The sequence below is a fragment of the Paenibacillus ehimensis NBRC 15659 genome (assembly GCF_004000785.1).
Lineage (GTDB): Bacteria > Bacillota > Bacilli > Paenibacillales > NBRC-103111 > Paenibacillus_G > Paenibacillus_G ehimensis.
Genome location: NZ_BILX01000057.1, coordinates 1 through 12067, shown reverse-complemented (window position 1 = coordinate 12067; position 12067 = coordinate 1). Strand labels below are relative to the sequence as shown.

The window sequence follows — 12067 nt, the reverse complement described above, 5'->3', positions numbered from 1 at the left end:
CATTGTAAACTGGAATAGCCGCGAGAACTTCCAATTTCGGGATGCAAAATTTCCAGAACAAAACAGCTTCGGCAAACCGGTGCTCCTGGTTTTGTAATCGCTATCTTTGGAAGGGTTTGCAATGTATTCATCTTAGAGAGAAAAGAGGAGAAGCGCGAGATGATCATCGAAGTTCTGGCCATTGTATTCGCCTTGGGACTGCTTATGTTTTTTGCTTACCGGGGCTATCCGGTCATTGTATTTGCTCCGATTTTCACCTTGCTGGCCGTCGTCATCTCGGGCAATGCGCTCATGCCCAGCTATACGGAAACTTATATGACGAACGCGGCCAACTATGTAAAAAACTTTTTCCCCATTTTCCTGCTGGGGGCTATTTTCGGTAAAGTGATGGAAATGAACGGGGCGGCGGCCTCCATTGCGCAGTCCATCGTGCGGGCGCTCGGCTCGAAGCGGGCGATTCTGTCCGTCATTCTGGCCTGTGCGGTGCTGACGTACGGCGGCGTATCGTTATTCGTGGTCGCGTTTGCGGTGTATCCGTTTGCCGTGGCGATTTTCCGGGAAGCGAACGTGCCGAAACGGTTAATTCCGGGGACGATCGCGCTTGGCGCGTTTACGTTTACGATGGACGCGCTGCCGGGCACGCCGCAAATTCAAAATATTATTCCGACCAGCTATTTCGGGACGGATGCTTATGCCGCGCCGATCGTCGGGATCGTCGGCAGTCTGATGGTGTTTTTCGGAGGGCTCTGGTGGCTGGAACGCCGGCGCAAGCAGGCCGAAGCCGCCGGGGAAGGATACGGAACGGATCATAAGAACGAGCCGGAGCTGCTGGAAAATCAGACGTATCCGAGCCTGTGGATCTCCGTGATGCCGCTGCTGCTCGTGCTCGTTTTCAATTATTTGCTCAGCCGCGGCTTTTTGGACGTGACGACATGGTACAACGCGGAGCTTCTGAAGTCATTTAATATCGCCAATGTGAAAACGGTTGCATCTTCCTGGGCGCTCATTATCGCTTTGTGTATCGGTATCGTCAGCGCCTTATGCATTAATCTTCGCCAAGTGCAGAGCAAGCTGGCCGCGGGACTGACGGCGGCGGCGATGGGGTCGCTGCTGGCGATTTTCAATACCGCCTCGGAGGTCGGCTTCGGGAACGTGGTCAAAACGCTGCCCGGCTTTAAATTGATTCAGAACTGGATTATGGGGCTTAGCTCGCAGCCGCTCATCTCCGAAGCGATATCGGTGAACATCCTCGCGGGCGTGACCGGCTCGGCCTCCGGCGGACTGTCCATTGCGCTTGAAGTGATGGGCAAAACGTACCTGGCCGCGGCCCAAGCGGCGGGCATCAGCCCGGAGCTGCTGCACCGGATCGCTTCGATGGCCTCCGGGGGCATGGATACGCTGCCTCATAACGGCGCGGTTATCACGCTGCTGGCGATTACCGGCTTGACGCACCGCCAATCGTACAAGGACATTTTTGCGGTTACCGTGCTGAAGACGTTGACCGTGTTGATTTTGGCCGTGATCTTCTCGTTCATTTAATAAGTACCAGCGGAGGGATGGACTATGGGAAATTTCTTAACGAATAAAGTCGCATTAATTACGGGGGCCGCCAGCGGCATCGGCCTGGAAATGGCCCGCACCTTTGCGAAGGAAGGGGCCCGCGTGGTCGTCTCCGACATGCATGGGGACAAAGCGGAAAGCGCGGCGGAAGAGCTGCGGAGCGCGGGCTATGAAGCGATGGGCGTGAGGCTCGACGTGACGCAGGAGAGCGATTTTGCCGCTGCGGTCGAAGCGGCCCGCGGGACTTACGGGAGACTGGATATTCTGGTCAACAATGCGGGCTTGCAGCATGTCGCGCCGATCGAGGATTTTCCGGTGGAGAAGTTCGACTTCATGCTGAAGGTGATGCTGACCGGCGCTTTTATCGGGATCAAGCACGCGTTTCCGATCATGAAAGAACAGGGCTGGGGCCGCATCATCAACATGGCCTCCATCAACGGAGTGATCGGCTTCGCGGGCAAAGCCGCTTATAACAGCGCCAAGCACGGGCTGATCGGCCTCACGAAGGTCGCGGCCCTGGAAGGGGCGGCGCACGGCATTACCGTCAATGCGCTGTGCCCGGGCTACGTCGATACGCCGCTCGTTCGCGGTCAGCTGAACGACTTGGCGAAAACCCGTCAGGTGCCGCTGGAGCGGGTGCTGGAAGAGGTCATTTATCCGCTCGTCCCGCAGAAACGGCTGCTGTCGGTCGAAGAAATCGCCGAGTTCGCGATGCTGATCGCCAGCGACAAAATGAAAGGTGTCACCGGGGCGTCGCTGCTTATCGACGGAGGTTATACCGCGCAATAAACCATAATTCACCTGATTTTTAGAGGAGGAGAGGACATGGGCACAAGTAAATTGATGGACTCCATGGCGGAAGCCGTACGGGATATTCAGGACGGAGCCGTGCTGATCGTCGGCGGCTTCGGGCTGTGCGGCATTCCCGAGCATCTGATCGCGGCATTGAAGGAGCAGGGGACGAAGGATTTGACCGTCGTCAGCAATAACTGCGGCGTCGACGACTGGGGGCTGGGGCTGCTGCTGGCCAACCGGCAAATCAAGAAAATGGTGTCCTCCTACGTGGGGGAGAACAAAACGTTCGAGAAGCAGTTCTTGAGCGGCGAGCTGGAGGTCGAGCTGGTGCCGCAGGGCTCGCTGGCGGAACGGATCCGGGCAGGGGGCGCGGGGATTCCGGGCTTTTACACGGCGACCGGGGTCGGGACTCCGGTTGCGGAAGGCAAAGAGCACAAGACGTTCGACGGGCGGACGTACCTGCTGGAGCGGGCGATTGTCGGGGATTTTGCCTTGGTCAAGGCTTGGAAGGCCGATCCGATGGGGAATCTCGTCTTCCGCAAGACGTCCCGCAACTTCAATCCGATGGCCGCTGCGGCAGGCAAAATTACGATTGCGGAAGCGGAAGAAATCGTAGGCGTCGGGGAGCTGGACCCGGACGAGATTCATACGCCGGGCATTTACGTGCAGCGCGTCGTACGGGGCGGAAGCTACGAGAAACGGATCGAGCGGTTAACGGTCCGCAGTGTGTAAAAGAGGAGGGTTCCACATGAGCGATAGCCGAACCAGAATTGTAAAACGGGCCGTTCAGGAAATTCGAGACGGCATGTATGTGAATTTGGGCATCGGGATGCCGACGCTGGTCGCCGACGAAATTTCGGCCGACCTGAATGTAATGCTGCACTCGGAGAACGGGCTGCTGGGGATCGGACCTTATCCGAAGCAGGGCGAGGAAGATCCGGATTTGATCAATGCAGGGAAAGAAACGGTCACGGCGATTCCGGGCGCATCGTACTTCGACAGCGCAGAATCGTTCGCGATGATTCGCGGCGGCCATATCGATCTGGCGATTTTGGGCGGGATGGAGGTGTCCGAAGCGGGCGATCTGGCCAACTGGATGATTCCCGGCAAAATGGTCAAAGGCATGGGCGGCGCGATGGATCTGGTAAACGGAGCCAAGCGGATCGTCGTCATTATGGAGCATGTCAACAAGCACGGGGAAGCGAAAGTGAAAAAGGAGTGTACACTCCCGTTGACAGGCCAAGGCGTCGTACACCGGCTCATTACGGACCTCGCCGTCTTCGACTTTACCGATCAGGGGATGGTGCTGGTCGAATTGCTGGAAGGCGCAGCGTTGGATGAGGTGCGCGCGAAGACGGAGGCTTCGTTTACGGTCGATCCCCGGCTGGCGGAGAAGCTGGGCAATTGATTCGAAATATCGTTTGAATAAAGCTTGAAGGAGGTTCACATGAACAACGATGTGGTGATCGTAAGCGCCGTCCGTACCGCGATCGGCGGGTTTCAAGGGGCGCTGTCGGGCATTCCCGCCACGGAGCTTGGCAGCCTCGTGATCAAGGACGCGTTGGAGCGGGCGGGCGTCAGCGAGGATCAGGTCGACGAGGTGATCATGGGCAACGTGCTCCAGGCGGGGCTCGGACAAAATCCGGCACGCCAAGCGTGGCTGAAAGGCGGCTTTTCCCATGCGGTGCCTGCGGTGACGGTGAACAAGGTATGCGGCTCCGGCCTCAAGGCCGTCATGCTGGCGGCGCAAAGCGTGCGGCTGGGCGATGCGGACATCGTCGTGGCGGGCGGCATGGAAAATATGAGCCAAGCGCCGTACTTGCTGGAAGGCGCCCGTTCGGGTTTACGTATGGGCGACGGAAAGCTGGTCGATTCGATGGTCCGGGACGGGCTGTGGTGCGCCATGTGCGATATCCATATGGGGATCACGGCCGAAAATATCGCGGACCGGTACGGGCTTACCCGTGCGGAGCAGGATGAATTTGCCGCTTGGAGTCAGCAGAAGGCGGAGCAGGCGATCCAGTCGGGACGTTTTCGGGACGAGATCGTTCCCGTGTCGATTCCGCAGCGAAAAGGCGATCCCGTCGTCTTCGATACCGACGAGCATCCGCGCTACGGCACGACAGCGGAGACGCTCGCCAAGCTTCGCCCTTCGTTCCGCAAGGACGGCACCGTGACCGCCGGGAACGCGTCGGGCATCAACGACGGAGCGGCAGCGCTGGTCGTCATGTCGGCGGCTCGGGCAGCGCAGCTCGGATTGAAGCCGCTGGCAAGGATTAAAGGCTATGCGCACGCGGCGTTGGACCCTTCGGTCATGGGACTGGGGCCTGTCGATGCGGTCCGCAAGCTGCTTGGCAAAACCGGCGTGTCGATGGACGATATCGACCTGCTGGAGCTGAACGAAGCGTTCGCCGCCCAATCGCTTGCGGTCGGACGGGACCTCGGCGTGCCGCGGGAGAAGCTGAACGTGAACGGCGGCGCCATCGCGCTCGGCCATCCGATCGGAGCCAGCGGCGCCCGCGTGCTCGTCACGCTGCTCCATGAGCTGGGCAAGCGCGGCGGAAAGCTCGGCCTCGCGGCGCTGTGTATCGGCGGAGGGCAAGGGGTTGCGATGCTGGTGGAGCGGGAGGCGTAACGGCTAACAAGGTATGGGGCGGCGTTATAGCGTAAAAAGAGGAGCGCACAGGGAGCGGCTCCTCTTTTTCGTAGGATGTGATTGTTTGGGCAAAACCGGTTCAATCGACCGCTGGAGCCAGAGCGGGTTGGTCGCCCGGTTCGGCTTTCGCTTTGGCTGACCAGACGGCTTCGATTTCCTCCAGCGATTTTCCTTTCGTCTCGGGCACGACGCGCCAGGTAAACAGGAACGTAACGAGCGACAGTACGCCGAAAATCCAGAAGGTCATCGCCGGTCCCGCGGTATTCAGCATCGGAGGAAACGATTGGGAGACGATATAATCGGCCGCCCAGAGCGACATGGAAGCGATGGCTGTCGCCCGGCCGCGGATGCGGTTCGGGAAAATTTCGGACAGCAGCACCCAGACGACCGGACCGAGCGAGATGGCGAAGGCGGCGACATAGACCAATATCGAGACGAGCACCAGCGGACCCAACGTCTGCCCGCTATGGAAAGCGATACCGATGACCAGAAGGGAGACGGTCATCAACGCCGAACCGACCAGCAGCAGCGCTTTGCGCCCCGCTTTATCGATCAGCCACAGGGCCAGAATCGTGAACAGGAAGTTGATCAGTCCGACCAAGATCGTCTGGACCAGCGAAGCGTTCGTCCCCGCTCCGGCTTCTTTGAAAATTTCCGGGGCATAATACATGATGGCGTTAATTCCCGTCACCTGCTGCAGCACGGCAAGCACCACGCCAACGAGCAAGGCGGTGCGCAGTCCGGGGCTGAACAGCTGGCGGAGCGAGGCGTTTTCCTGCTTGAACGACTCCTTGATGTCCAGCACTTCCTGGCGGGCCGGATCGTCGCCGTGAATCTTGAGCAGGATCGGCAGCGCTTCGACCGGCCTTCCCTGCTTGATCAGCCAGCGGGGGCTTTCCGGAACGAAAAACAGCAGCACCAGAAACAGCAGCCCGGGAAGCACTCCGACGCCGAACATCCAGCGCCAGCCGGTCGCGATATTCCATGCGTCGTCCCCGTAGCCGGCAATGCCCGAATTGACAAAGTAGACAAGGAAAATACCGGTCACGGTGGCAAACTGGTTCAGCGCCACCAGACGGCCGCGGTACCGGGCCGGCGCGATCTCCGCGTTATACAGCGGGCACAAGGTCGAGGTGATGCCGATCCCGATTCCGCCAATCATCCGGGCAATAATATAGCCGGTGAACGTGTCCGGGAAAGCGGAGCCGGCCGAGCCGATGATGAACAGCACCGCCGCGGCAATCAGCACTTTTTTTCGGCCGAATCTGTCGCTCAGCATGCCGGAAACGGCGGCCCCGGCAATACACCCGATAATCAGGCTGGAGACGGCCCAGCCGACCTCCAGCTCGTTCAGGTCGAAGCGCTGTTTCATGAAACCGATGGCGCCCGAAACGACGGCCGTATCAAAACCGAACAATAAACCGCCCAAAGCGGCGACGATAGAAACAAGCGTGACGAACTTCATGCTGACTTGTCCGTTTTGCGTGTTGGGATTGGTACTCATGATTCATTCTCCTTTCCGTGAATCCGGAAGTGGGTTCATTATATCACGCGAATCTGCGCGTCTTACCTTTTATTACCCGCACTTATTTGTGCTCTTTCCGCATTTAATTCGGAAATCCCCTGCTTCACACGCCGCACAGCGCGGGCTAGCATTTTCTTGTTCTCGGAACGCAAAAAAGTCCATGCCTTAAGAGAGCATGGACCTCCAAATGATTCGATTATTTCGTTTGGCCCCGGTAGTCGGTCGGCGTGACGCCGGTCACTTTTTTGAACACGCGGCTGAAGTAATTCGGGTCTTTATACCCTACCTCGAAGCATACTTCCTTCAGGCTTAAATCCGTCGAGGCCATCAGTTCCTTGGCTCTGCCGATCCGCAGGCCCGTCACAAAATCGATAAACGTCTCGCCCACCTGCTGCTTGAAAATTTTACTGAAGTAGTGGGGATTCAGATGAACGAAATCCGCCACCTCCTCCAGCGACAGCTCTTCGGCAAACCGCTCTTGAATATAGCCTTTGGCTTTGTCGAGGACGGTGACCGTCTGCCGCTCGCGCTCTTCCCGAATGCGCTGCAGTGCCGAGATCACGTAGGACTGCCGCGCCGTTTCCCTGTGGGCGGACCTTGCTTCCGGTTCCTGGATCACGCCCGCCTTATCTTCTTTCAGCTCGTCGAAGAGGCAAACTTTTCCGCCCTGCTCGAAATAAGTAGAGGCAAAGACCGCCTCGAAATACGAGGTGCGCAGCCCTGCTGCATCCTTACGGACCGACCCGATACCGACCGATACGGCCAATTCAAGCTGTCGCTCGGTTAATTCGCACAGCTTTTCTCCGCACCGCCTGATTTTGTTCTTCCATGCGGTCTCCGAAGCTTCGTCCGGCTGCTTCCGCACGAAAATCGCCATATGGCGGTCGATCAGCGAGCTGACGATGCAAGGCTCTCCCTGCGCTTTGACAAAGCTGCGGATGAGGTCGTAGATTTTTTTCTTGTCCTGAATGAAAGCCAGCTCCGGAAAAGCAATGACCATCGCGCAGCCTTGATCGAGAGGGAAGCCGAGCCATTCGGACAATTGGCCGGCGCCGGCGTCCAGCACTTGGTCGACCATAAACATCAAGGCCAGCTCGTTTTCCATCAAAGGCACCTGTTGGGATACTTTGTCCCGGAGCTCCAATTCTTCCGTCCGTTTGCGCTTCTCCCGTTCCAGCTCCTCTACGAGCAGCTGCAGCATGCGGACGACTTGCTCCCGCTTGGCCGGCTTGACTATATACTCCTTCACGCCAAGCGACAAGGCTTCCTTGGCATAAGCAAAATAGTCGTAGGCCGTGACCACGACCAGCTTCGCATCGGGCAGCCGCTCCTTAATTTCACGCAAAGCGGCCAAGCCTTGAATACCGGGCATATTGACATCCATCAAAATAATATGCGGACGATGCTCCTCCGCCAGCTCAATGGCTCTCCGTCCGTTCTCGGCATGAACGACCCGGAACGTATCCGGCATCGCCCGCCGGATGATCCATTCCAGCCCTTCGCGCTCCAGCGCTTCATCATCTGCGATCATCAGCCGGTACATGCGCCGCCTCGTCCTCCTTTCTGCGGGGAATCCGGATCGTCACCGTCGTTCCTTCCCCCGGTTCGCTGTCGATGTCCACCAGATCGCTGCGCCCGAAAAACAGCTGCAGCCGCTTGAACACGTTGCGCGTTCCGAGCCCGGTGGATTCCTTTTTTGCTGCGTCTTGCTCGGCTCTTACGCCGTTATCGGCCTCCAGCTTCAGCAACGCTTGCCGGACTTCCCCGCTCATGCCGCGGCCGTTGTCCGAGACGGCCAGACGCACATGCTCCGGCTCGCGCCGGACCGTCAGGCGGATCACGGCGCCTTGCTCCATCCGTTCGATGCCGTGCACGAACGCATTCTCCACGATGGGCTGAAGCGTCAGCGCCGGGACGTGCTCCTGCAGGGCGGACTCGTCGATGTCCGTCTCGAACCGGAACCGGTCGCGGAAGCGGGCCTGCTGGATCGTCACGTACTCCCGGACGTGCTCCAATTCCTCCCGCAGCGTCACCGGCCGGTCCAGCTTGCGCAGATTGTAGCGCAGCAGGTTCGACATCGACACGATCAAGTCGCTAGTCCGCTCCGCGCCTTCCAGCAGCGCCAGCTTGGAAAGCGCATTGAGCGTATTGAACAAAAAGTGGGGATGAATCTGGCTTTGCAGCGCTTGAAGCTCCAGCTCCTTGACCAGCCGGCCCATCTCCAGCCGTTCCTTATCCTTCTCGATCAACAGCTTGAGGTCGGCCAGCATCCGCTTGAAGGCATCGGACAAAATGCCCAGCTCATCCTCCGATTGCAGCGGCGGAGGCTCCGGATTCAAATTCCCCCGGGAAATTTGCCCGGCCATCTCGACCAGCCGGTTGACCGGTCCGGTGATGCTGCGGGAGATCCAGACGGCGACCACGACGCTGAGCAGCGTATTGACGGCGAATACGGCCACGGCCAGCCGGTTCATGCGCTCGTTTTCCGCTTGGATTTGCTTGTAGACCGGCTGGTACGAGCTCAGCTCCAGATCGACAAGATGCTGCTCTTGCTCGCGGATAAACCGGGTCGTGGTCTCCGCTTCCTCGTAGAGGGCCGGAGCGGCGCCGGGCAGGGCGGCGAGCGCCTGCTCCATCTGCGTATCGAGCAGATGGAGGTAGCCGGTCAGCTCGGACGTGTGAGGCGACGCGCCGCTGTGCCCGGCAAGAGCGGACCGCAGCTCCTGCAGCCTGGCCCGCTCCCGGTCGAGCTCGGCTTTCCGGTCTTCGCCCGGATTCAGCAAATAACCGTAGAGCGTCTTAAGATGATCCTCCGCCGCTTGGGCGGACTGCTTGTACAGCAGGATCCGGTTCATCATCAGATCGTAGCTCTGCTGCACGACCTTTCCGCTCTGGAATAAAAAGAACGTGACCGAGTTGACGAGCAGCACGAGCAGGGGAATAAACAGCAGCAGCTTTGTGCGGATCGTCATGGGCAGCTTCCTCCGATCCCCAAGGCGCTGCGGTCGAGCACGGACGTATCGGTATAGTGCTGCGGCTGCGGCGTTTTTCCTTGAAAATAATCGTGCAGCAGCGCTACGGCATCGTAGCCCATTTGACGCGGCTGCTGGACGATCGTGGAGGCTATTTTACACTGCCGGACGCCTTCCGTCGTTTCCGGCAGGTCGTCGAACGCAAAGATGCGCAGCCCTTGCGGCCGGACGCGTCCCGCGGCTTCCAGCATGCCCGGACCGTCCAAGGCGCTGAATCCGACCAGATCACTCATCTGCGGGTGCCGGTTCAGCATGGCTGCCGCCTGCTCGGCCGCTTGAAGGCGCGAAATGTTCGACGAGCGCACCTCGGCGATCTTCAGCTTCGGATAACGGCCGACCACGGAGCGGAAGCCTTCGAGCCGCAGCCGTTGATTGCCCGCTTCGCTGCCGATCAGAACGCCGATGGTCCCGGAGCCTCCTGCCGCCTGCGCCACAAGCTCGCCCATCCGTTTTCCCGCTTCCATGTTGTCCGTGCCGACATAAGCCAATCGCCGGCTTCCCGGCTCGTCCGTATCGACGGCGATCACGGGAATGCCGCGGCCGGCCGCTTTGTCGATCAGTCCCCGGTACTGCGGATCGCCGATGCCCTGTAGCAGAATCGCATCGGCTTTAGCCGCGATCGCTTTTTCCAGCAGCCTGGACTGTTCGGCCGGGTTGATGCGGAACGGTCCGGTATAGTCCAGCTCCATGCCGTACTGCCGGGCCGCTTCCCGCGCGCCTTCCTCGATGGACCGCCAGTACGGGTTATCCAGCTCCTGAGGGATCAAGACGATATGGCGGGGGCGGTCTCCGTCCGGGAGGCCGGACTCCAGCGGCCGGACCAGCTCCCTGATGCGCAGCGTGGAGAACACAAATTGCAGCAGCAAGCAGGCAAAGACGATAAAGAGGAGAAGAAGTCCCAAATTCCATTTTCGGTTTGACATGCGGACGCTCCTATTGCGCGGTAAAATATAGGCTCATTATACGTGACGGCTTCCCGGGAGTAAACGTAGGACTACCCGGAATTTACAAGCTCGTTTATTCCCGACGGTTCGTCAAGCTTGCGCCTAGTATTCCCTGACAAGCCAACATTCGCTAGCGAAAAATGTTGAAACAAAAAGTGCAAAAATAGTTCTTAATGTTCTACCAATTTTAACCATTTTGGGCTAAATTTAAATTACAACTTGTAAGATGGTGGAGCAGCTCTTCGAAAGGAGGAGGCTGTTAAATGGATTTATTTCAGGCTCTTTCTGTTCTCTTCGCGTTCGGAATGTTTATAATTACACTGTTGGGTTATATTGAAAAGAGGAAATAATCCGCTTGGTTCTTGTTTTGGTGTGAAACCATACTGACTGAGAAACATCCGCCAATTACAAGTTGATTGCATGAGTTGGATCATCCGATCTGACTCATCTTTTTTGAGAAAAGATACAGCTGCTTTCTCGAACAGGCTTCAGTAAGAAGCTTTTTTATTGCAATTTATATGACTATAAATTATATTTTAGTCATATAAATTAAATAAGAGGCGACATCACCATGAGACACTCAAAAGAGAAAACCGCCCTCATCGGCGGAACGGTTAAGCGGGGCTTTGAGGGCGTACGGGAAGCGTTTGTCCGCAATTTCGAACGGCTTGGGGAAACCGGCGCCGCGTGTGCCGTCTATTGGAGAGGCGAGAAGGTGGTCGACCTGTGGGGAGGATACGCGGACCCGGGAAGGCGGATTCCGTGGGAGGAGCATACGCTGGTTCCCGTGTTTTCCAGCACGAAAGGATTCGCGGCGCTGTGCGCCGCCGTGGCCCATTCGCGGGGCTGGTTCGGTTACGACGACCCGGTGACGCGGTATTGGCCGGAATTCGGGAAGCACGGGAAGGAGCGGATCACGATCCGGCAGCTGCTGTCCCACCAGGCCGGCTTGTGCGCGCTGGACGGGCTGGAGCTTCGCCGGTACGCCGATTTGGATACGGCGAACGTCGCAGGCCGTTTGGCGGAGATGAAGCCGGAATGGGAGCCGGGCTCGGCGCACGGCTATCATACGTGGACGATCGGCTGGTTTATCGGCGAGCTGCTGCGGCGGACCGATCCCCGGGGCCGAAGCCTCGGACGGCTGCTGCAGGAAGAAATTTGCGCGCCGCTGCAAGCGGAATTTTACATCGGATTGCCGGACGAGGTGCCGGATTCGAGACTCGCCAAGGTGCGGGGAATTGACAGCCCCTTGGACTTATTGTTTCATCTTCATGAAATCCCGAAGGCGCTGTTCGCCGGATTTTTAAATCCGAGGTCGCTCACCTCCCGCAGCATGGTGGACCGCAAGCGGCTGGTGGCCAATGCGAACTTCAACGACCGGGATATGCTGTCGATCGAGTTCCCGTCCGGCAACGGAATCGGCGAGGCCCGGGCCATGGCGCAGATTTACGGCGAGTTCGCGACGGGCGGCGAGAAGCTCGGGCTGGCCGCCTCTACGCTGGAGGAGCTGTGCCGGCCGGCGGAGCCGCCCGCCTCCGGCTGGTTCGACCGGGTG

Annotated in this window: 11 protein-coding genes; 7 read left to right on the top strand and 4 right to left on the bottom strand. The window is 58.6% G+C overall.

Going from position 1 to position 12067, the window contains the following annotated elements; all coding sequences use genetic code 11:
• Positions 1-159 precede the first annotated feature (159 nt).
• Genes PEH01S_RS24925 through PEH01S_RS24905 form a run of 5 tightly spaced genes read left to right on the top strand, consistent with a single transcriptional unit; the run spans position 160 to position 4990 of the window.
• Entirely contained in the window at positions 160-1539 is a 1380-nt protein-coding gene (locus tag PEH01S_RS24925) for a GntP family permease (protein WP_127488669.1), read from the top strand.
• Positions 1540-1563: 24 nt separating this feature from the next.
• On the top strand, positions 1564-2349 hold the full coding sequence (locus tag PEH01S_RS24920) for a 3-hydroxybutyrate dehydrogenase (RefSeq protein ID WP_025849332.1): 786 nt from the start codon (positions 1564-1566) through the stop codon (positions 2347-2349).
• Positions 2350-2385: 36 nt separating this feature from the next.
• Positions 2386-3087: a CoA transferase subunit A gene (locus tag PEH01S_RS24915; protein WP_025849333.1), complete on the top strand. Its 702-nt coding sequence runs from the start codon at positions 2386-2388 to the stop codon at positions 3085-3087.
• 16 nt (positions 3088-3103) lie between these two features.
• Positions 3104-3763 carry a CoA transferase subunit B gene (locus PEH01S_RS24910; RefSeq protein WP_025849334.1) on the top strand — a complete coding sequence of 220 codons (660 nt, stop codon included), beginning with the start codon at positions 3104-3106 and terminating at the stop codon, positions 3761-3763.
• 39 nt (positions 3764-3802) lie between these two features.
• Entirely contained in the window at positions 3803-4990 is a 1188-nt protein-coding gene (locus PEH01S_RS24905) for an acetyl-CoA C-acetyltransferase (RefSeq protein ID WP_025849335.1), read from the top strand.
• 100 nt (positions 4991-5090) lie between these two features.
• Here the strand turns inward: PEH01S_RS24905 and PEH01S_RS24900 are convergent, their stop codons facing one another.
• The 4 genes from PEH01S_RS24900 to PEH01S_RS24885 all read right to left on the bottom strand — a co-directional run bounded on the left by PEH01S_RS24900 (position 5091) and on the right by PEH01S_RS24885 (position 10491).
• The gene (locus PEH01S_RS24900) at positions 5091-6515 is read right to left on the bottom strand and encodes a sugar porter family MFS transporter (RefSeq protein WP_127488667.1); all 1425 of its coding nucleotides are present in this window, start codon (positions 6513-6515) and stop codon (positions 5091-5093) included.
• Positions 6516-6732: 217 nt separating this feature from the next.
• Positions 6733-8079, bottom strand: coding sequence for an AraC family transcriptional regulator (locus PEH01S_RS24895; protein WP_127488665.1), 1347 nt, complete (start codon positions 8077-8079; stop codon positions 6733-6735).
• Complete coding sequence (locus PEH01S_RS24890; RefSeq protein ID WP_127488663.1) at positions 8054-9508, bottom strand: sensor histidine kinase; 1455 nt, start codon at positions 9506-9508, stop codon at positions 8054-8056. Before PEH01S_RS24890 ends, PEH01S_RS24895 begins: the two co-directional genes overlap by 26 nt.
• Entirely contained in the window at positions 9505-10491 is a 987-nt protein-coding gene (locus PEH01S_RS24885) for a substrate-binding domain-containing protein (RefSeq protein ID WP_127488661.1), read from the bottom strand. Before PEH01S_RS24885 ends, PEH01S_RS24890 begins: the two co-directional genes overlap by 4 nt.
• Positions 10492-10775: 284 nt before the next feature.
• Between PEH01S_RS24885 and PEH01S_RS35565 the strand changes: the two genes are divergently transcribed.
• Positions 10776-10862 (top strand): putative holin-like toxin, encoded by an 87-nt coding sequence (locus PEH01S_RS35565; protein WP_220388992.1) that lies wholly within the window; start codon positions 10776-10778, stop codon positions 10860-10862.
• 221 nt (positions 10863-11083) lie between these two features.
• Positions 11084-12067: serine hydrolase domain-containing protein (locus tag PEH01S_RS24880; RefSeq protein WP_164828037.1), on the top strand; the 984-nt coding region annotated here is incomplete at its 3' end.

Excerpts from the sequence above, each read along its gene's own strand:
- PEH01S_RS24925 (WP_127488669.1), top strand. The coding sequence starts at position 160 with ATGATCATCGAAGTTCTGGCCATTGTATTCGCCTTGGGACTGCTTATG.
- PEH01S_RS35565 (WP_220388992.1), top strand. The coding sequence starts at position 10,776 with ATGGATTTATTTCAGGCTCTTTCTGTTCTCTTCGCGTTCGGAATGTTT.
- PEH01S_RS24920 (WP_025849332.1), top strand. The coding sequence starts at position 1,564 with ATGGGAAATTTCTTAACGAATAAAGTCGCATTAATTACGGGGGCCGCC.
- PEH01S_RS24915 (WP_025849333.1), top strand. The coding sequence starts at position 2,386 with ATGGGCACAAGTAAATTGATGGACTCCATGGCGGAAGCCGTACGGGAT.
- PEH01S_RS24885 (WP_127488661.1), bottom strand. The coding sequence starts at position 10,491 with ATGTCAAACCGAAAATGGAATTTGGGACTTCTTCTCCTCTTTATCGTC.
- PEH01S_RS24905 (WP_025849335.1), top strand. The coding sequence starts at position 3,803 with ATGAACAACGATGTGGTGATCGTAAGCGCCGTCCGTACCGCGATCGGC.
- PEH01S_RS24900 (WP_127488667.1), bottom strand. The coding sequence starts at position 6,515 with ATGAGTACCAATCCCAACACGCAAAACGGACAAGTCAGCATGAAGTTC.
- PEH01S_RS24895 (WP_127488665.1), bottom strand. The coding sequence starts at position 8,079 with ATGTACCGGCTGATGATCGCAGATGATGAAGCGCTGGAGCGCGAAGGG.
- PEH01S_RS24890 (WP_127488663.1), bottom strand. The coding sequence starts at position 9,508 with ATGACGATCCGCACAAAGCTGCTGCTGTTTATTCCCCTGCTCGTGCTG.
- PEH01S_RS24910 (WP_025849334.1), top strand. The coding sequence starts at position 3,104 with ATGAGCGATAGCCGAACCAGAATTGTAAAACGGGCCGTTCAGGAAATT.